Here is a 17,967-nt window from a genome sequence, read left to right as displayed (position 1 = left end):
CCCCCCAACCACCGCGCCCCGCGCTGCGCGGACCAGGGGCCGGCCGTCAGCGCGGGGCGCTACAGGAGGGAACGGCCCGTCTCAGGTGCCGGCGGGCCCCACGAACGTAATCTCCCGCCCGAGCGCCGCCAGCCCGAGCGAGTGCTGCAGCTCGTCCGTCTTCCACGCCATCACGTTGCCGCCCACCATATCGCGGAAAATCCGCTCCAGCGGCCGCACCTTCACGTAGGCATGCGCCCCGCACACCCGCATCGCCCCCATCGACACCTCCTCGCTCATCCGCCGCAGGTGGTACACCGTCCGCACCAGGTAGCGCGTGAACGCCTGCGGCGATTCGAACGGCGTCTCCAGGCGCCGCACCGCCTCGTACAGCACGATGCGGCCTGTCTCCAGCCAGTGGTCCATGTTCCCGATGGCGAACTGCGCCCACGGCTGGTCCGCCCGGTAGCCCGGCTGTGAGGCGCCGACCGCCGCCATCGGCCCCGCCAGGTAGCCGTGCCGCTCCTTGACGTACCCAACGGTGAAATCAAACGCCGCCTGCGCCAGCCCGAGCCAGATCGCGAGGATGCCCAGCGCCCCCCGCGCCCGCATCTGGCTCTGCACGTTCACCACCTTCGCCTGCGCCTCCAGCACCATGCGCAGCATCGCCGCCGGGATGATCAGCACCTCCGACTTGGGCAGCCGCGCCTCCTCCGCGACGATGTCGTGGCTCGCCGTCCCCCGGAGCCCCATCGCATCCCAGTTCCCCAGCACCCGGATGCCCGGCGTCGCCAGCTCCGGGATCGCGATCACCACGTCCGGCTCCTGCCCCTCCGGCTTCTCCAGCTGCCCCCCGATGAGCGCATACTTCGCCCCGTCGCTCATGCTCGCGAAGCCCGCGCGCCCGTTCAGCACCACCGTGTCGCCCTCGTCCCGGAAGCGGAAGCCCGCCTGCCGGTTGTCGAGCTGTCCCGTCGGGATCGACCCCGGGCCGCAGATGAGCGCGCCGTTCTTCCCGATATCGGCCAGCACCCGGTTCCGCCGCTCGAACGGCGGAGTCGATTCGAGGAAGCTCGCCACCAGCACGTGCATGTTCAAAGCCACCGCCGTCGAGCCGTCCCCGTAGGCGACCTCCTCCATCACCCGCATCTGGCCCTCCGCGCTGATGCCGAGCCCGCCCAGCTCCGGCCCCAGCGCCATCGATGGCACCTTCAGCGCCAGCAGCTCATCGATGTTCTCCCGCGGGAAGCGCCCCTCCCGGTCGTACACCGCCGCGCGCTCCTGCCACCGCCCGCGCGCCAGCTCCCGCACCTTCGCGACCAGGTCTTCTTCCCACGGTTCCATCCGTCGCCCCCGATATTTCGCTTTCGGCGAAAGACTGTCAGAAGCATAGCGAATCGTGCCGTAAGCGACACCCGCGACACAGCCTCGAAACGATAGAAGCCGCCTATCTGGTGTATCGTATGCGCAGAAGCTGACGGCCGCGCGCCGTCCCGGCCAGCGAGGCACGCATGCGCGACCCCTCGAGCCTCCTCATCCCCGCCGACGGCCGCCCCTACCACTACCGCGGCGAACCTCTCGATGTGCCCCGCGCGGTCGAAGCGCTCAAGGGCGCCCTCCTCCGCGTCTCCGAGGCCCTCCCCGGCCGCTCCCAGCTCCTCCAGCAAACCGCCCTCGCTCTCCTCACCCGCCGCCACCAGCTCCTCATCTCCCGCGCCGGCACCGGCAAATCCCTCTACGGCGACAGCGTCTTCAGCCACTTCGAAGGCGACGTCTTCAAAGCCCAGTTCTCCCAGGGCACCCGCCTCGAAACCATCCTCGGCGGCCTCGACCTCAAGCAGTTCCACGAAGGCCGCCTCTGGCACAACACCGCCCACTCCCTCGTCAGCGCCGATTTCGCCTACCTCGACGAATTCATGAACGCCAACGACGTCGTCCTCGAGGCGATCCTCGGCATCCTCAACGAGCGCCGCTTCCAGCAGGGCGAGCAGCAGGAGGACGCCCGCCTCCACACCGCCCTCGCCATGACCAACCACCTCAAGTTCTCCGCCATCTCCGAGCCGATCCTCGACCGCTTCATGTTCAAAGCCTCGATCGACCCGGCCGGCGATGCCCTCAACGACATCCTCATCGACCTGGCCTACGCCCGCCACCACGGCCGCGCCTTGCCGCCCGAGCACCGCATCCCCCTCGACGCCCTGCGCGAACTCTCCAGCATCGCCCTCGGCGACCACCCCGACCGCCACATCGACGCCCCCCACGACATCCTCTTCCTCAAGAACGAACTCATCGAAGCCTACCTCGCGCGCCATGCCGCCCGCGCCGGGGCCGCCGGCGGCGCCCGCCCCCCGACCGACGGCTACGTCTCGCCCCGCACCAAGGCTGCCTGCCGCGACGTCCTCAACGCCTCCGCCCTCCTCCACCACCGCGATCGCGTCGACAAATCGGACCTCGCCGCCCTCCGCTTCGTCCTCACCATCATCCCCGGCAACGACCGCGCCCTCCACGACCCCGGCCAGGACATCTTCGCCGAGGCCCTCCAGTCCACCCTCGCCGGCTACACCGAATCGGACCTCGAAACCGTCCGCGAACTCACCGCCATCGCCCAGTCCTTCCACCTCTTCCTCCACGGCATCCCGCTCGAAGCGCAGCCCGCCCACCGCGGCCTCATCCGCTTCGTCCTCAGCCTCATCGGCAAGTCCAGCTGGCACGACGTCACCATCGACACCTTCCTCCACGCTCTCCGCGGGCGCGACATCTCCAACCCACGGGTCAATGCCCTCCGGGAAGAGATCCTCGAAGAAGTCGAGGAGCACGCCGATGCCTGAGCCCGCAGCCGACCTCGCCGGCGCATCCCCCGCCGCCCGCGCAGCCGCCCTCCAGGCCGACCTCGAAGCCCTCTACCGCTCGTGGGGCATCCTCGACCTCGTCGGCGAAACCGTGGATGCCCTGCCGCCCGAGTGGCTCCGCATCCTCAACATCGCCCGCACCCTGCGCGAAGGCCTCCCTCTCCCCGGCATCGACCTCCCGGACGACGTCCAGCGCCTCGTCCGCCCCCAGCGTCCCGAGTACGAAACCATCGAGCGCCGCGAGCGGAAGCGCCGCATCGTCTACCCGGTCCAGCCCGACACCCGCATCCAGCCCCTCCGCCACCTCGACGACCTCCCCCGGGTCACCATGCCCGACCTCCTCATGCGCGACCTGGACCCGGCCATCTTCGAGTTCCGCCTCCTCTCCGGCGACGTCAACGCCCTCTACCACGTCGACCCCGGCCCCGCCGAAGAGGACTACGACGAGGTCACCGAAGAGCGCGTCCTCAAGACCCCGCCCCAGCTCCGCCGCCGGCAGCGCGTCTACGTCCTCCTCGATGTCTCCAACTCCATGCGCGACGCGAACAAGCTCGAGTTCGCCAAGGGCCTCGTCCTCGCCTACCTCATCACCGCCTGCGAAGAGCGCGCGCGCATCTACTTCCGCACCTTCGCCAACCGCGTCCACCCGCGGACCGACTGTCTCGCGCCCGCCGACTTCCCTGCCCTCGCCCGGCGCGTCCTGGCCGTCACGCCCGACGGCTCCACCGACATGCGCGTCACCCTCGCCACCGCTATCGGCGATATCGGCGAGCTCGACGCCGTCGGCCGCGACCGTTCCGGCTTCGAACCCTCGCCCACCGAACTCCTCCTCATCTCCGACGTCGAGTCCTACGCCATCCCGTCCATCCCGCGCTGGATCCGCCTCCACACGATCCACCTCAAGGGCGGTCCGATGGCGAAGAACTACGTTCCCAGCTTCGAACAAATCCGCGAAGCGAGCGCTACCTTCACCGAAATCGATACCACTCGCTTCGTCCTGCCCGTCTCCGTCCGGGAACGGTGGCTCCTCCAGCAGGACGGCCGCCTCCACGCCGGCCCCGAGACGGCGACCGATGCCGGCGCCGCCCCCGCCGACCGGCTCCAGCGGCGCAACGCCCTCCTCCGCGCCTACGAGCGGATGGCCGCCCCGCCCGGCGCGCCGCGGGAGCGCGCTGAAGCCCCCGCCATGCGCTCCCCCGGGCTCGGCCTCGACCTCTCCCTCGGCCGCCTCCTCCGCCGCTGGGCCCGCGCCCTCGCCCGCCTCTGGCGCGCCCTCCGTCCCGCCCGGCCGGCCGGCGCCGCTGCCCCGCCCCTTGCGGCCGGGAGCATCACGTTCCGTCCCCGCCGCTAGCCCCGCACACTCCCGTCCGGGAACACCGTCGATTCCAGCCGCCCCCGCGCGATGAGCGACGGCGTCACCAGCGCCCCCGAGAAATCCGCCCGCGCCAGGTTCGCGAACTCGAAATTCACCCCCGGGCCGACCGCGCCCGCGATCGTCGCCCCGGAAAGGTCGGCCCGCGCGAAGAGCGTCCCCGCCAGCGCCGCCTGGCCCAGGTCCGCCTGCCGCAGGCTCGCGCCTTCGCACCGCGCATGCGAGAGGTCGGCCCAGCGCAGCAGCGCCCCATCCAGCCGCGCTCCTCCGAGGTTCGCCCGGCGGAGCGAGCACGCCTCGAGGTTCGCCCCGGTCAGCGCAGCGCCGCGGAGGTCGCAGCCTGCGAGGTCGAGTCCCCGCAGGTCAGCCCCGCGCAAGTCCGCCCCACGGAGGTCGGCGCCGGCCTCGACCGTCAGCCCGCCGACGGCGACCGGGCCCTGCCGCCAGCCCGCCGGCACGCGCCCGTTCTCCCGCGCCGGCGATGCCCCCGTCCCGGGCCCGGCCGCGCCGGTCATCCGCAGGTGTTCTTCCCGCGCCCGGTCGTAGGCTGCGCGCAGCCGCTCATCGCCGAGGATCGCCCACGCCTCCCGGAGCCGCTGCCGCTGCTTCGTCACCCGCTCGCCCGAGACGCCGCTTCCCAGCAGCTCCTCAGCGAGGTCCGCGATCGCCTGCCGCACCGCCTCCCGCGAGGCCCCGGCCGGGACGCCGAGGAAGCCGTACCAGTCCACCGCGCCGTCGATGCGCGGCCCGCCGGCGCCGCCGGGCGGCCCGTCCTGCGGCGGCGGCTCCGCCGGCCGCGGCCGCGGCGCCTGCCGCGCCGCCCCGGAAGGCCGCGCCCGGGGCCGCGCAGTCCCCTGGCCCGCAGCGCCGGCCGGCCCGGGACGGGTGCCCCGCGCCCCCGCGAATGCCCGCGCCGCCCCCGCCGGCCGCGAGCGGTCGTACTCCGCCCGCCGCGCCGGGTCGCGCAGCACCTCCCACGCCTCGTTGATGCGCCGCATCCGCTCTGCCGCCTCTTCCGACGGGTTCACATCCGGGTGGTGCGCACGCGCCAGCCGCCGGTACGCCGCCCGGACCTCTTCGAACGAGGCCGTTGCCGCCACCTCAAGCTCCGCGTAGTAATCCCGTCGCTGCGCCACCCTCCCAGTATCCCACCCGGAGGTTGGAGGTTGGAGGTTGGAGGTTATCTTCCCTCCCAGCTCCCAGCTCCCAGCTCCCAGCTCCCAGCTCCCTCCTCCCAACTCCCAGCTCCCAACTCCCAACTCCCAACTCCCAACTCCCTCCCCTCCCTTGCATCCCCGCCGCCCACCCCCTACCATTGTTGAGCGAGTTACTCGACTTTCCGCGAAGGAGGGCACCCCGGCCACCATGCGCGTCTCCACCCGCGGCGATTACGGCCTCCGCGCCCTCATCGAGCTCGCCGCCAACTACGGCGGCGGCCCGCTCCAGTCCTCCGAAATCGCCCTCCGCCGCCACATCCCCGAGCAGTACCTCGACCAGCTGCTCTCCACCCTTCGCAAAGCCGGTTTCATCCGCAGCGTCCGCGGCCCGTCCGGCGGCCACGAACTCGTCCGCCCGCCCGACCAGGTCAGCGTGAAAGACGTCATCGAAGTGCTCGAAGGCTCCCTCTCCCCCGTGGCCTGGCTCGATGAACCCCCGGAGATGACCGACCACCCCCACCAGAGCGGCCAGCGCGAAATCTGGGAGCGCATCCGCAAAGCCACCGAAGAGATCCTCGCGTCCTACACCCTCGCCGACCTGCTCGAACGCGAGCCCACCGCCACCGCCGGGAGATGGGTCATATGACCGTTGAAACAGGCCGCCCCCGCATCGCCGATTCCGTCCTCGACCTCATCGGGGCGACCCCGCTCGTCCGCCTCAAGCGCGTCATCCCACAGGATGCCGCCGCCGTGCTCGGCAAGATGGAGAGCCTCAATCCTGGCGGCTCCGTCAAAGACCGCATCGCCCTCGCCATGATCGAGGAGGCCGAACGCAGCGGCCGCCTCCAGCCCGGCTCCACCATCGTCGAGCCCACCTCCGGCAACACCGGCATCGGCCTCGCCCTCGTGGCTGCCGTCAAAGGCTACCGCCTCATCCTCACCATGCCCGAAGACATGTCCGTCGAGCGCCGCCGTCTCCTCGAGCGGTACGGCGCCGAACTCGTCCTCACCCCCGCCATCGAAGGCATGACCGGCGCCGTCTTCGCTGCCCAGGAGCTCTGCCGCGAGCACCCCGACTACTTCATGCCGCAGCAGTTCGAAAACCCCGCCAACCCCGAAATCCACGCCCGCACCACCGCCCGCGAAATCCTCGAGGCCACCGGCGGCCGCATCGACGCCTTCGTCGCCGGCGTCGGCACCGGCGGCACCATCACCGGCGTCGGCCGCGTCCTCCGCGAACGCCTCGGCGATCGCGTCCGCATCGTCGCCGTCGAACCGGCCCGCTCCCCCGTGCTCTCCGGCGGCCGCGCCGGGATGCACGCCATCCAGGGTATCGGCGCCAGCTTCGTGCCCGGCGTCCTCGACCGCACCATCTACGACGAAATCATCCGCGTCGAAGACAAGGACGCCATCCAGTGGTCGAAGCGGCTCGCCCGCGAAGAAGGCATCCTCGCTGGCATCTCCGCGGGCGCCAACGTCTTCGCCGCCCGCAAAATCGCTGAGCGCCTCGGCGCCGGCAAGACGGTCGTCACTGTCATCTGCGACACTGGAGAGCGCTACCTCAGCGTCAACATGTAACCCCCGCCAGAGCCGTGCCCGCGCCGCGCGCAGGGAGCGTTGCAATGTGCAACCATATTCCAGCTGACCAGAGCCGAAGGAGGACCCCCGTGTCAGTCAACGTCTACATCCCCACCCCGTTCCGCCACCTCGTCGGCAACCGGGCCAGCGTGCGCGCCACCGGCGTCACCGTCCGCGACATCATCGAAGACCTCGACCGCCAGTTCCCCGGCTTCCGCGCCCAGCTCGTCGATTCCACCGGCGAACGCGCCCGCCACATCAACATCTACGTGAACCAGGTCGAAATCGAAAACCTCGCCGGCGAAGCCACCGAGCTGAACGAAGGCGACGAAGTCGCCGTCATCCCCGCCCTCGCCGGCGGCGCCCCCACCGCCCTCACCCCCGAAATGGTCGAGCGCTACAGCCGCCACATCATCATGCCCCAGGTCGGCAGCGCCGGGCAGCGCAAAATCATCGAAGCGAAGGTCCTCATCATCGGCGCCGGCGGCCTCGGCTCTCCCGTCGCGCTCTACCTCGCCCTCGCCGGCGTCGGCACCATCGGCATCGTCGATTTCGACGTCGTCGACCGCTCCAACCTCCAGCGCCAGATCCTTCACCAGACCGACGACATCGGGAAGCCCAAGGTCCAGTCCGCCCGCGAAACCCTCCTCGCCCACAACCCCAACATCGAGGTCGTCACCCACGAGACCCCGATCACGAGCGACAACGCCTTCGAAATCATCAGCCAGTACGACATCGTCGTGAACGGCGCGGACAACTTCGCCACCCGGTACCTCGTCAACGACGCCTGCTACCTGCTGAAGAAACCGCTCGTCGACGGCTCCATCCTCATGTTTGACGGGCAGGCCACCACCTACCTCCCCGGCAAAGGCTGCTACCGCTGCCTCTACCCCGCGCCGCCGCCGCCCGGCATGGTTCCCTCCTGCGCCGAAGCCGGCGTCCTCGGCGCCATGTGCGCCACCATCGGCAGCATCCAGGCCACCGAAGTGCTCAAGCTGATCCTCGAAATCGGCGAACCCCTCGTGAACCGCCTCCTCCTCTACGATGCCCTCACCCTCGAATTCCGCATCGTCAAGGTCCGCCGCGACCCGAACTGCCCGCTCTGCGGCGATAACCCCACCATCCATGAACTCATCGACTATGAAGCCTTCTGCGGCGCACCCATCCCCCACGCCGCCGCGCCCTTCGGCGGCTGAGCCCGCGACCGCATCCCATCACCGGAGACGACCCGACCAGCCATGACCAGCACCTCCACCCCCACTGTCAGCGTCCGCGTCACTGCCGTCCTCCAGAAGCTCACCGGCGGCCAGAAAACCATCGAAGCCGCCGGCCGCACCGTCGCCGAGGTCTTCGACGACATCGAAGCCCGCTACCCCGGCTTCAAAGCGCAGGTGTACGGCCCCGACGGCAAGCCGCACCGCTTCGTCAACATCTACCTCAACGACGAAGACATCCGGTACACCGGCGGCATCGAGACCGCCCTCAAGGCCGGCGACGTCCTCGATATCCTCCCCGCGCTGGCCGGCGGCCAGTAGCCCCCGCGCCATGGCGCTCTACCGCTCCGTCCTCGAACTCATCGGCAACACCCCGCTCGTCGAGATGCGCCGGCTCTCCCCGCGGCCGGGCATCCACCTCTATGCCAAGCTCGAGGGCCAGAACCCCACCGGCTCCGTCAAAGACCGCATCGCCAAGTACATGATCGAAGCCGCCGAGGCCCGCGGCGAGCTCAAACCCGGCGACACCATCCTCGAGCCCACCTCCGGCAACACCGGCATCGGCCTCGCCATGATCGGCCGCGTCAAGGGCTACCGCGTCGTCTGCGTCATGCCCGAATCCGTCAGCGAAGAGCGCACCTTCCTCCTCCGCGCCTACGGCGCCGAAATCATCTACACCCCCGGCGAACTCGGCTCCAACGGCGCCATCGCAAAAGCCAGGGAGATCGTCGAAGCCAACCCCGGCAAGTACTACTTCCCCTACCAGTACGGCAACGAAGCCAACCCCCGCGCCCACTACGAAACCACCGGGCCGGAAATCCTCCGCGACCTCCCCGAGGTCACCGTCTTCGTCGCCGGCCTCGGCACCGGCGGCACCCTCACCGGCACCGGCCGCTACCTCAAGGAGAAGAAGCCCGGCGTCAAAGTCATCGCCGCCGCGCCCCATCCCGGCGACCTCGTCCAGGGCCTCCGCGCGCTCGAAGAAGGCTTCATCCCGCCCGTCTTCGATGAAACCGTGCTCGACGGCAAGATCGTCGTCGATAGCCGCTCCAGCTTCGCCATGGCCAAGGAGCTGACCCAGAAAGAAGGCCTCTTCGTCGGCATCAGCTGCGGCGCCGTCGTCAGGGCCGCCCTCAAAGCCGCCGAGCGGCTCGAAGGCGAACAGCACATCGTCTGCCTCCTCGCCGACGGCGGCTGGAAGTACCTCTCTTCCAACCTCTGGACCACCGACTGGGAAGACCTGCCCGGGGACATCGAAAGCAAGATCTGGTGGTAGCCCCGCCGGCCGCCCTCCGCGACAGCACCTGACGCGACCGCGCCGTAAACTTCCGCGCCGTCATCCTGCTGTCGCGAGGTTTGCCCTATCGTGTACTGCTCGTCCTGTGGTGAAGGGCTCCCTGCCGGGGCCCGGTACTGCCACAAGTGTGGCTCCCGCGCCGTGAGCCTCGATGGCTCACCGTCCGGCGCTGAGTCCACCGCGCCGCAGGTTGAACCTCCCGGCGCCCTCCCGGTCGGCGCCCCGCTCGCCCCTGCATCCCCGCCTCCGGCTGGACCGGCCATGGCCCCAAGACTCGGGTGGGTTCCCACCGACCCCCTCCTCATCTCATACGACGGCTGGGTCTACCGCTCTGCATCCGGTCTCGCGCTCGCTGCGACCATCGCCGGGTCCATCGCCATGGGGTGCTTTGGGCTGGGGGCATTTCTCGGGCTTTCCGTGGAGTACGAAGACGAGTGGGACACGATCGATGCCGCGCTCATCTGGATCGGTCTTGGAGCGATCACCGTCATCCCGACCATGGGGCTGATCATTGCATGGACGCGCCGGGTCACCGGGAACCTGAAGCCGTTCGGCGCTGATCTCGAGCTCGGCACGGCGTGGGCGGTCGGGGCCTTCTTCACCCCGATTCTCATGTTCTGGTTCCCTGTCCGTCTCTGGAATCAGGCGTGGCGCGCGACCTCCCCCAATCTCCCGCCGCCGATCGGTTGGAACTACAAGTGGATGCAGGGCCGACACCTGCACTGGGTCGCCAACACGCTGTGGCTGACCGTTGCGGTGGGCTCCAGAGTCCCAGTCGACACCACGGAGTGGACCGCGTTCGATGCCGGGGGTTACCTTGCCGTGCTCGGCGGAGGGGCTGCCGTCGCCCTGCTCCTCCTTATCCTCCTCGTCCGCGGCCTGACGGCCCGGCAGGATACCTATGCCCGCATCTGGGCCGGTGCGGTGCCCGCCGCGTGGCCCGCGCCGCCCGGCGGGTGACGGCGACATTCCCGGCACCTCACAATTCCCCCATCCCACGGAGGAGCGCCCCATGTACTGCACCCGCTGCGGCGCCTGGAATGCGCAGGGAGCCGCCTTCTGCTGGAAGTGCGGCGCCAGCCTCGCCCCCGCTGCGCCGTCTTCGCAGCCCGCGCCGGCACCTCCCGCCGCCCCGCCTGCATCCCCGGCCGGGGCGGCCCCGCCCCCGCCGCAGCCGGGCAGCTACGGCCAGCCGGCGGCGCAGCCCCCGGCCTGGCCCCAAGCGCCCTACGCTACCTACCCGCCGCCGGCCGCGCCGGTTTACGGGCCGCAGTGGTTCTACCTCTCCGCCTCCGGGCTCGCGCTCGGCATCTCGATCACCGCCGCCATCGCCGCCGCCCTCTACGGCATCGCCGCCGGGCTCGGCCTCGCCGGCGCCGCCACCGATGACTGGGACGCGCTCGACATCTCCGGCGCGTTCATCGGCTTCGGCTCCCTCGCCGCCATCGCCGTCGGCATCCTCCTCATCATCTGGACCCGCCGCATCACCGGGAACCTCCTCCCCTTCCAGCCCGCGCTCGAACTCGGCACCGGCTGGGCCGTCGGCAGCTGGTTCGTCCCGGTCATCAACTACTGGTTCCCCCTCCGCATCTGGAACCAGGCCTGGCGCGCTACCGACCCCGCGATCGCCCCGCCCATCGGCTGGCAGTGGAAGGGCCGCCCCGTCCCGGCCATCCACGTGCTCTGCTGGGTCGCCTACCACGTCGGCACCTGGGTCGCCCTGGTCGGCATCCCCACCGAAGACGATACCAGTACCGCCATCGGCTACGCCGGCTTCGCCGGCGGCACCCTCGTCGCCATGAGCATGGTCTTCCTCATCGTCCTCGTCCGGAACCTCACCGCCCGGCAGGACGAGTACGCCCGCCGCTACCTGCCCGGGCTCGGCGCGCCCGGCGCCGTCCCCCAGGGCCCCATCTCCCGCGGCTGAGCCCTCCGCTGCAACGCAACGGCCCGGCGGGCATGCATCCCGCCGGGCAGTCGCAGATGCCAGCGCGCGCGCTCAGGCGCCCCCGCCGTCCTCCTGCTCCGCCGCCGCGCCGGCGTGCGCTGCCCCTGCCCGCTGACCAAGCTCCCGGTCGAGGAACAGGATGCCCGTCCGGTCGTCTCCCACCATCCGCAGCCGGTCGAGGATCTGCGAGACCGTGGCCTCCTCCTCCGTCTGCTCGTTCACGAACCACTGCAGCAGCGGCAGCGAGGCGTAATCCCGCTCCTCCAGCGCCTGCGCGTAGAGGTCGTGGATCGCCTTCGTCACCCGCTGCTCGTGCCGCAGCGCGGCTTCGAACGCCTCCACCACCGTCGGCGGCGTCGGCGCCGGCTTGTCCAGCGCCAGCAGCTCCAGCCGCCCGCCCCGCTCCAGCACGAAGTTGATGAACTTCATCGCGTGCGTGTACTCCTCCGACGATTGCAGCCGCATCCAGTGGCTGAACCCCGGCAGGCTCCGCAGCTCGAAGTCGCCGCCCATCTGCAGGTACACGAACGACGATTCGAACTCCAGCTTGATCTGCGCGTTGTACGCGCGCGTCAGCGATTCCGATAGCTGCACGATGCACCTCCAGCTCCAATCGAGCACAAGCCCAGTCTACCCTACCTCCCCCCGTCTCCCGCTTCCCGTCTCCCGCTTCCCGCCTCCCGGTTCCCGCTTCCCGCCCGATCCGCTATCCTGCCCCCGGCACCGGGACCACCCCACACGGCCCGAAGCCAGGATGGTTCACCCGCCTCATGCTCCTCGCCTTCGATATCGGCAACACCTCCATCCACATCGGCCTCTGGGACGGCGACCGCCTCGTCGATACCTGGCGCATCGGCGTCGAGCGCGAAAAACTCCCCGATGAGTACGGCGTCCTCATCCTCTCCCTCCTCGACTACAGCGGCATCGATTCCGGCGCCGTCACCGCCTGCATCATCGGCTGCGATGTCCCCCCGCTCATCCCCACCTTCGAGCAGGTCTGCCGCAAGTACTTCCGCGTCGAACCGCTCCTCGTCGGCCACGGCCTCCGCACCGGCGTCCGCATCCTGTACGACAACCCCCGCCAGCTCGGGGCCGACCGGATCATCGATGCCGTCGCCGCCAGCCGCCTCTACGGCACCCCCGTCATCGTCGTCGACTTCGGCACCGCCACCGTCTTCGATGCCGTCAACGAACACGGCGACTACCTCGGCGGGGCCATCGCCCCCGGCATCGGCATCGCCAGCGAGGCCCTCTTCTCCCGCGCCGCCATGCTCTACCGCGTCCAGCTCGAACGCCCGCCGGCCGCCATCGGCAAGAACACCATCCACGCCATGCAGTCCGGCATCCTGTTCGGCTACGTCGGCCTCGTCGAAGGCCTCGTCGCCCGATTCAAACAGGAGCTCGGCGGCAACCCGCCCGTCGTCGCCACCGGCGGCCTCGCCTCCCTCGTCGCCTCCGAAACGGACTGCATCGATATCGTCAACGGCGACCTCACCCTCATCGGCCTCCGCCTCATCTACGAACTCAACACCGACCGCGACTGACCTGCCGGGGAACTGCATGGCCGATTCCACCCCCCGCGATCTCCCGCTCCAGGGCCGCCACATCGTCCTCGGCGTCACCGGCTCCATCTCCTGTTACAAGGCAGCCGACCTCGCCAGCAAGCTCCGCCAGGCCGGCGCCGCCGTCGAAGTCGTCATGACGCCGGCCGCCGCGCAATTCATCGCTCCCCTCACCTTCAAGTCGCTCACCGGGCGCGATGTCGTCATCGACATGTTCGCGGCAGCCGAGACCGAGGCGCACGTCGAAGTCGCCCGCCGCGCCGATGCGATGGTCATCGCCCCCGCCACGGCCGATTGCCTCGCCAGCCTCGCCCACGGGTTCGCCGGCGACATGGTCGCCCTCACCGCCCTCGCCACCGCCGCGCCCATCCTCGTCGCCCCTGCGATGGACAGCCAGATGTGGGAGCACCCCGCCACGCAGGAGAACGTCGCCACCCTCCGCGACCGCGGCGTCGAGGTCGTCGGCCCGATGATCGGCCGGCTCGCCAGCGGCCGCAGCGGCCCCGGGCGCCTCGCCGAAGTCCCCGAAATCCTCGGCGCGCTCCGCCAGCTCCTCGGCCAGCGCACCGGCGACCTCCGCGGCCGCCACATCGTCGTCTCCGCCGGCCCCACCTACGAACCGATCGACCCCGTCCGCTTCGTCGGCAACCGCTCCACCGGCAAGATGGGCTTCGCCATCGCCGAAGCCGCCCGCGACCGCGGCGCGTTCGTCACCCTCGTCGCCGGCCCGGTCGCGCTCGAAACCCCGTGGGGCGTCCACCGCGTCGATGTCCAGACGGTCGCCGAGATGCTCGTCGCCCTCGAACAGGCCACCGCCGATGCCGACGCCGTCATCATGTCCGCTGCCCCGGCCGACTTCCGGCCGGTCAGCCCGGCCGACCACAAGATCAAAAAGGCCCCCGGGCAGGAAACCCTCGCCATCGAGCTCACCCAGAACCCCGACATCATCGCCAGCCTCCCCGGCGGCGGCGTCCGCGTCGGGTTCGCCGCCGAAACCCGCAACCTCGCCGACTACGCCCGCCAGAAGCTCCCCGCCAAGCGGCTTCACTTCATCGTCGCCAACGACGTCTCCGCCCCCGGCTCCGGCTTCGGCACCGAAACCAACGAAGTCGTCATCTTCCACGACGACGGCCGCGTCGAGGAGTTCCCGCTCCTCTCCAAGTACGCCGTCGCCCACCTCATCCTCGACCGCGTCCTCGAGCGCCTCCAGCCGGCGGACTGACCGGGCCCCCGGGCCCCGCTACGCACCCGGCGTGGGGTCGCCCGCGCTCAGCATCCGCCCCACCCACTCCCGCGGCGGCGGCAGCTGCTTCCGGTAGCGCATGTAGAACACCGTCGCCGGCACCGCCAGCGCCACCGCGATGAGCGCCGCCGAAACCGCCTGCGCCTGCCACGACTTCCCGAACGAGTCGCCGAACGCCACCACCACCGTCGTCGGCACGATCGACCCGAGGAACACCAGCGCCGTGTACAGCCGGAACGACATCCCAGTCAGCCCGGCCGCATAGGCCGCGAAATCGAACGACACCGGCATCATCCGCCACCAGAACACGAGGTGCGGCCCCATCTCCTTCGCCAGCTGGTCGACCTTTTCCGCGCCCTCCTGCCCGATGAGCCGCGGGATGAACCGCCGGCCGAACTTCCGCGAAATCGCGAAAATCACCACCGACCCCAGCAGCTGCCCGATGACCGCGTACACCACGCCCCAGAACGTCCCCCACGCAATCCCGGCCGCGATCATGAAAGGCGGATTGGGGATCGGCGCCACGATCATCGCCAGCGCCAGCACGAGAATGAGCAGCGCCGGTCCCCACGGCCCGAGGTCGCGAATCCAGCTCCGAACCTTCTCCACATCGATGTCGCCGGTCAGCAGGCCGAGCAGGATGACGCCGCTCGCACCGCCCAGCGCCAGCACTCCCAGCACCCGCCGCCGGAACTTCGGATTCATCAGCAGCGGCGTCCCCGGCGGCAGCGGCTCCTCCCGCCGCCCGGAACCGATGAGGTCCGTCAGCTCACCCCACACGACGTACGCCACGACCACCCCGAGCCCCACCGCGACCGTCGTCGAGTGCAAATACCGCAGCCCCAGCAGCGTGACGGCCGCCCCCAGCGCCAGCGCAAACACCCCGATCAGTCCGTCGCGCATCCGCCCAAAATCCTACGGCATCGCCGACATCGCACAATGAACGCCCCGCGACACCCGTCCCAAACCTTTCCGCAGTACCATCCGCCCGTGGACGCCGCCTCCGCCCGCATCCGTCCCGCCCGCGAGGCCGACCTCCCGGCCATCAACCGCATCTACAACGACGAAATCCTCCGCGGCATCGCCACCTGGGACACCGAACCCTGGTCCGAAGCCCGGCGCGCCGCCTGGTGGGCCGCCCACGCCGACGGCCTCCAGCCCGTCCTCGCCGCCGAGTCCGCAACCGGTGAACTCCTCGGCTTCGCCTGCCTCACGTTCGTCAGCGATAAGCCCGGCTGGCGCTTCACCCGCGAGGACACCATCTACCTCGACCCCGCCGCCCGCGGCCTCGGCCTCGGCCGCCAGCTCCTCGCCGCCCTCCTCGATGAGGCGCGCCGCATCGGCGTCCGCACCGTCCTCGCCTCCATCACCTCCTCCAACACGCCCAGCATCCGCCTCCACGAACGGCTCGGCTTCGAACGGGTCGGCACGCTGCGCAACGCCGGCTACAAGTTCGGCCAGTGGCTCGATACCTGCTACTACCAGCTCGACCTCGGCGAACCGCCGCCCGGGGCGCCCGCCTGGGGCATGCCGGCCAGCCGCGCGACATAAAGCTTCATCGAAGGTTGAGAGGTCGCGCGGGCGCCCCCGGCCGCGCCGCCGCGCCCTGCGGAACGGCGAAAAGCGGGCGTATATTTCGGGAGAAACAGGTGAATCCGGGCCCGCCCCATGCGCTTCCCACTCCGCAAGTCCCCGCCGCAGGAACCGCCGCCCCCGGAGGCGCCGGCAGCCCCGCCGCCCATCCCCTTCCCCGCCGGCCACGAGACGCCCGGCACGTGGGATGAGCTGCTCCAGCCGCCCCGCCCCGCCGCCGCGCCCCTGAAGAGCCAGGCATCCGCCGCCGACGCCCGCGCCGAGCGCCTCGTCCGCCAGGTCCGCAAGGACCTCGACCGGCTCCAGGCCAGCCTCGACCGCCTCGCCGCCGAGCAGGGCGACCTCCTCGCCGTCGACCCGGCTGCCGCGGCCGCTGCGCCCGAGGCCGCCGCCGCCCTCCCGCCCGCCGCCCTCGTCCGGGCCCTCGTCGCCCTCTACGAAGAAAACCGCGCCCTCCGCAAGCAGCTGCGCAAGGCCCGCAAGCAGCGCGACCGCGCCCTCCAGCTGGCCCGCTCGCTCGAACTCACCGCCGCCGGCCGCGACGCCCGGCTTGCCGCCCTCGAAGAGGTCATCGCCGCGCTCCACGGCAACCTCCAGGACCTCCGCCAGCACCGCGACCTCCTCCTCCAGCGCGAACCCGCGGCCCTCCGCGAACCCGGCCCCGGTTCGCTGCCGCCCCCGGGCGGGCCGCGGTGAGCGCCCTGGTCCGCCCGGCCGACCTCCGCGCCGACATCGAGGCCGTCCGCCGCGACGCCCTCGCGCGCGTCACCGAGATGGACCTCCTTGTCGCGGCGCTCCGCGACCACATCCGCGACCTCCAGGCCGAGCGCGACCAGCTCCGCGCCGAACTCGCCCGCCTTCGCCGCGAGCGCCTGCTCCAGGAGGCGCGCTGGCTCCACCGGGGCCTGCAGCCCCAGCGCTAATCTTCTTCGCCGTCTCCCGGCTGCCGCCGCACCACCCGCCGGAACACCCTGTCCTCCAGCTGCCACAGCCGGTCCTCGAGCGCCCTCCGGTGCGGCAGCGTCCGCGGCCCCGCCGCCAGTTCGCACGTGTGGAACCCGTTCGTCTCGGCCCACTCCCGCGCGCGCTCGACCATCCACACCTCCAGCCCCCGCCCTTCGTAGGCCGGCTCCAGCACCGGCTCCGAAAGCCGCGCCAGCCCGCCGCCGGCATCGGCCGCGCTGATGACCCCGACGACCCGTTCGCCGTCCGCCGCCACGAACCAGCCCGGCCGCGCGCCCTGATCGAACACCCACGGGTCGGTGCCGGTCAGCCGCCCGATCGCCGCCGCGTCCGCCCGCCGCTGCTCCCGCACCGTCAGTAGCGGCAGCCGCCGCTCGAACACCGCCAGCCGCTGACCGGCCTCGTCCCGCGTGTGGCCCACCGGCAGGTAGCCGAGCCGCGCGAAGTACGCCGCCATCGCAGCAGTATCCGGCGCCGCGCAGCGCGCCGTGCGCAACCCGCGGTCCTGCGCCGCCCGCCCGACCGCCCGCACCAGCTCCGCCCCCGCCCACGGCTCCAGCGACCGCAGCAGGTCGAACCACGCCACCCCCTCCTCCTCCCGCCAGCGCACCGCCCCGGCGATGCCGGCGTCATCTTCCGCCAGCAGGAACGCCGCCCCGGTCTGCAGCAGCCGCGCCGCCTCCCCCGCGTCCCCGGGCGCGCCGGCCAGCCCGCTCCCGGCGTACAGCTCCGCCAGCGCCTCCGCATCCTCCGCGCCCGCCGGCCGAATCCGGAACCGCTCCATCATCCCGGGTCGTCGCGCACGAACGTCGAGGGGTTGAAGTACGCGTCGATCTGCATCCACGCCACCCGCGAGTAGTGGAATGCCGCCGGCGTCACCAGTCCCACCAGCACGAACGCCGCCGCGGCGATCGCCCCGAACGGCGCCCCCGCCAGCAGCAGCCACAGCCAAACCGGCAGCGTCGCGAACAGCCCGATGAAGTAGCTCGCGTACATCGCGCCCGTGAAATACCCCGGCTCCCGTTCGAACGCCAGCCCGCAGACCGCGCACCGCTCCCGCATCCGGAACGGCCCGGCCCACACCGCCCCGCGGCAGCAGCGCGGGCAGCGCATCGCCAGCGCCGCGCCCACCCGCCGCAGCACGCCGAACCGCGGCCACGCCGCACCGCCCGCCGGTGCGCCTCCCGCTGCAGCACGGTTCTCCACTGTCTT

At 71.1% G+C, this 17,967-nt stretch carries 20 protein-coding genes; 14 read left to right on the top strand and 6 right to left on the bottom strand.

Going from position 1 to position 17,967, the window contains the following annotated elements; genetic code table 11:
- Nucleotides 1-81 precede the first annotated feature (81 nt).
- Nucleotides 82-1,323, bottom strand: a complete 1,242-nt coding sequence (locus O0235_RS05260) for an acyl-CoA dehydrogenase family protein (protein WP_270057490.1) — start codon at nt 1,321-1,323, stop codon at nt 82-84.
- 167 nt (nt 1,324-1,490) lie between these two features.
- On the opposite strand from O0235_RS05260, the gene O0235_RS05255 reads away from it, so the two are divergent.
- Nucleotides 1,491-2,807 carry an AAA family ATPase gene (locus O0235_RS05255; RefSeq protein WP_270057489.1) on the top strand — a complete coding sequence of 439 codons (1,317 nt, stop codon included), beginning with the start codon at nt 1,491-1,493 and terminating at the stop codon, nt 2,805-2,807.
- Nucleotides 2,800-4,179, top strand: coding sequence for a vWA domain-containing protein (locus O0235_RS05250; protein ID WP_270057488.1), 1,380 nt, complete (start codon nt 2,800-2,802; stop codon nt 4,177-4,179). Before O0235_RS05255 ends, O0235_RS05250 begins: the two co-directional genes overlap by 8 nt.
- Here the strand turns inward: O0235_RS05250 and O0235_RS05245 are convergent.
- Nucleotides 4,176-5,336 (bottom strand): DnaJ domain-containing protein, encoded by a 1,161-nt coding sequence (locus O0235_RS05245; RefSeq protein WP_270057487.1) that lies wholly within the window; start codon nt 5,334-5,336, stop codon nt 4,176-4,178. The two genes, O0235_RS05250 and O0235_RS05245, sit on opposite strands and share 4 nt — an antisense overlap.
- Nucleotides 5,337-5,565: 229 nt before the next feature.
- On the opposite strand from O0235_RS05245, the gene O0235_RS05240 reads away from it, so the two are divergent.
- The 7 genes from O0235_RS05240 (at nt 5,566) to O0235_RS05210 (ending at nt 11,373) form a co-directional block, all read left to right on the top strand.
- A complete protein-coding gene (locus O0235_RS05240; protein WP_270057486.1) occupies nt 5,566-6,003 on the top strand; it encodes an RrF2 family transcriptional regulator in 438 nt (145 codons plus the stop codon).
- The gene (gene cysK, locus O0235_RS05235; protein ID WP_270057485.1) at nt 6,000-6,935 is read left to right on the top strand and encodes a cysteine synthase A; all 936 of its coding nucleotides are present in this window, start codon (nt 6,000-6,002) and stop codon (nt 6,933-6,935) included. Before O0235_RS05240 ends, cysK begins: the two co-directional genes overlap by 4 nt.
- An 89-nt stretch (nt 6,936-7,024) precedes the next feature.
- On the top strand, nt 7,025-8,131 hold the full coding sequence (gene moeB, locus O0235_RS05230) for a molybdopterin-synthase adenylyltransferase MoeB (protein WP_270057484.1): 1,107 nt from the start codon (nt 7,025-7,027) through the stop codon (nt 8,129-8,131).
- A gap of 42 nt (nt 8,132-8,173) precedes the next feature.
- A complete protein-coding gene (locus O0235_RS05225; protein ID WP_270057483.1) occupies nt 8,174-8,470 on the top strand; it encodes a MoaD family protein in 297 nt (98 codons plus the stop codon).
- Nucleotides 8,471-8,480: 10 nt separating this feature from the next.
- On the top strand, nt 8,481-9,425 hold the full coding sequence (locus tag O0235_RS05220) for a PLP-dependent cysteine synthase family protein (protein WP_270057482.1): 945 nt from the start codon (nt 8,481-8,483) through the stop codon (nt 9,423-9,425).
- Between the two features lie 438 nt (nt 9,426-9,863).
- The gene (locus tag O0235_RS05215) at nt 9,864-10,406 is read left to right on the top strand and encodes a hypothetical protein (RefSeq protein WP_270057481.1); all 543 of its coding nucleotides are present in this window, start codon (nt 9,864-9,866) and stop codon (nt 10,404-10,406) included.
- A 52-nt stretch (nt 10,407-10,458) separates the two neighbouring features.
- Nucleotides 10,459-11,373, top strand: coding sequence for a DUF4328 domain-containing protein (locus O0235_RS05210; protein ID WP_270057480.1), 915 nt, complete (start codon nt 10,459-10,461; stop codon nt 11,371-11,373).
- A gap of 72 nt (nt 11,374-11,445) precedes the next feature.
- Here O0235_RS05210 and O0235_RS05205 read toward each other — a convergent pair whose 3' ends face one another.
- A complete protein-coding gene (locus O0235_RS05205) occupies nt 11,446-11,988 on the bottom strand; it encodes a ferritin (RefSeq protein WP_270057479.1) in 543 nt (180 codons plus the stop codon).
- 176 nt (nt 11,989-12,164) lie between these two features.
- On the opposite strand from O0235_RS05205, the gene O0235_RS05200 reads away from it, so the two are divergent.
- Both O0235_RS05200 and coaBC read left to right on the top strand, forming a co-directional pair.
- Nucleotides 12,165-12,938, top strand: coding sequence for a type III pantothenate kinase (locus O0235_RS05200; RefSeq protein ID WP_270057478.1), 774 nt, complete (start codon nt 12,165-12,167; stop codon nt 12,936-12,938).
- A gap of 16 nt (nt 12,939-12,954) precedes the next feature.
- Nucleotides 12,955-14,178 (top strand): bifunctional phosphopantothenoylcysteine decarboxylase/phosphopantothenate--cysteine ligase CoaBC, encoded by a 1,224-nt coding sequence (gene coaBC / locus O0235_RS05195; RefSeq protein WP_270057477.1) that lies wholly within the window; start codon nt 12,955-12,957, stop codon nt 14,176-14,178.
- 18 nt (nt 14,179-14,196) lie between these two features.
- Here coaBC and O0235_RS05190 read toward each other — a convergent pair whose 3' ends face one another.
- Nucleotides 14,197-15,102 (bottom strand): TVP38/TMEM64 family protein, encoded by a 906-nt coding sequence (locus O0235_RS05190; RefSeq protein ID WP_270057476.1) that lies wholly within the window; start codon nt 15,100-15,102, stop codon nt 14,197-14,199.
- An 87-nt stretch (nt 15,103-15,189) separates the two neighbouring features.
- Here O0235_RS05190 and O0235_RS05185 point away from each other — a divergent pair, with 87 nt between their 5' ends.
- The 3 genes from O0235_RS05185 to O0235_RS05175 all read left to right on the top strand — a co-directional run bounded on the left by O0235_RS05185 (nt 15,190) and on the right by O0235_RS05175 (nt 16,715).
- Complete coding sequence (locus O0235_RS05185; protein ID WP_270057475.1) at nt 15,190-15,750, top strand: GNAT family N-acetyltransferase; 561 nt, start codon at nt 15,190-15,192, stop codon at nt 15,748-15,750.
- Nucleotides 15,751-15,867: 117 nt separating this feature from the next.
- On the top strand, nt 15,868-16,488 hold the full coding sequence (locus O0235_RS05180; protein ID WP_270057474.1) for a hypothetical protein: 621 nt from the start codon (nt 15,868-15,870) through the stop codon (nt 16,486-16,488).
- Nucleotides 16,485-16,715 (top strand): hypothetical protein, encoded by a 231-nt coding sequence (locus O0235_RS05175; protein WP_270057473.1) that lies wholly within the window; start codon nt 16,485-16,487, stop codon nt 16,713-16,715. The genes O0235_RS05180 and O0235_RS05175 overlap by 4 nt, the downstream gene beginning before the upstream one ends.
- Here the strand turns inward: O0235_RS05175 and O0235_RS05170 are convergent.
- Both O0235_RS05170 and O0235_RS05165 read right to left on the bottom strand, forming a co-directional pair.
- Nucleotides 16,712-17,542 (bottom strand): GNAT family N-acetyltransferase, encoded by an 831-nt coding sequence (locus O0235_RS05170; RefSeq protein WP_270057472.1) that lies wholly within the window; start codon nt 17,540-17,542, stop codon nt 16,712-16,714. The genes O0235_RS05175 and O0235_RS05170 overlap by 4 nt on opposite strands.
- Nucleotides 17,539-17,961 (bottom strand): DUF983 domain-containing protein, encoded by a 423-nt coding sequence (locus O0235_RS05165; RefSeq protein ID WP_270057471.1) that lies wholly within the window; start codon nt 17,959-17,961, stop codon nt 17,539-17,541. Before O0235_RS05165 ends, O0235_RS05170 begins: the two co-directional genes overlap by 4 nt.
- Between the last annotated feature and the right edge of the window lie 6 nt (nt 17,962-17,967).

Origin of the sequence: Tepidiforma flava (genome assembly GCF_027594505.1) — a bacterium.
Taxonomy (GTDB): domain Bacteria; phylum Chloroflexota; class Dehalococcoidia; order Tepidiformales; family Tepidiformaceae; genus Tepidiforma; species Tepidiforma flava.
The sequence above is the reverse complement of the archived record's forward strand: the minus strand, read 5'-3'. Positions and strand labels throughout refer to the sequence as shown.

Bases quoted from the DNA above. Each gene is read 5' to 3' on its own strand.
- O0235_RS05260 (WP_270057490.1), bottom strand. From the start codon at position 1,323: ATGGAACCGTGGGAAGAAGACCTGGTCGCGAAGGTGCGGGAGCTGGCG.
- O0235_RS05255 (WP_270057489.1), top strand. From the start codon at position 1,491: ATGCGCGACCCCTCGAGCCTCCTCATCCCCGCCGACGGCCGCCCCTAC.
- O0235_RS05250 (WP_270057488.1), top strand. From the start codon at position 2,800: ATGCCTGAGCCCGCAGCCGACCTCGCCGGCGCATCCCCCGCCGCCCGC.
- O0235_RS05240 (WP_270057486.1), top strand. From the start codon at position 5,566: ATGCGCGTCTCCACCCGCGGCGATTACGGCCTCCGCGCCCTCATCGAG.
- cysK (WP_270057485.1), top strand. From the start codon at position 6,000: ATGACCGTTGAAACAGGCCGCCCCCGCATCGCCGATTCCGTCCTCGAC.
- O0235_RS05225 (WP_270057483.1), top strand. From the start codon at position 8,174: ATGACCAGCACCTCCACCCCCACTGTCAGCGTCCGCGTCACTGCCGTC.
- O0235_RS05220 (WP_270057482.1), top strand. From the start codon at position 8,481: ATGGCGCTCTACCGCTCCGTCCTCGAACTCATCGGCAACACCCCGCTC.
- O0235_RS05210 (WP_270057480.1), top strand. From the start codon at position 10,459: ATGTACTGCACCCGCTGCGGCGCCTGGAATGCGCAGGGAGCCGCCTTC.
- O0235_RS05200 (WP_270057478.1), top strand. From the start codon at position 12,165: ATGCTCCTCGCCTTCGATATCGGCAACACCTCCATCCACATCGGCCTC.
- coaBC (WP_270057477.1), top strand. From the start codon at position 12,955: ATGGCCGATTCCACCCCCCGCGATCTCCCGCTCCAGGGCCGCCACATC.
- O0235_RS05190 (WP_270057476.1), bottom strand. From the start codon at position 15,102: ATGCGCGACGGACTGATCGGGGTGTTTGCGCTGGCGCTGGGGGCGGCC.
- O0235_RS05180 (WP_270057474.1), top strand. From the start codon at position 15,868: ATGCGCTTCCCACTCCGCAAGTCCCCGCCGCAGGAACCGCCGCCCCCG.
- O0235_RS05170 (WP_270057472.1), bottom strand. From the start codon at position 17,542: ATGATGGAGCGGTTCCGGATTCGGCCGGCGGGCGCGGAGGATGCGGAG.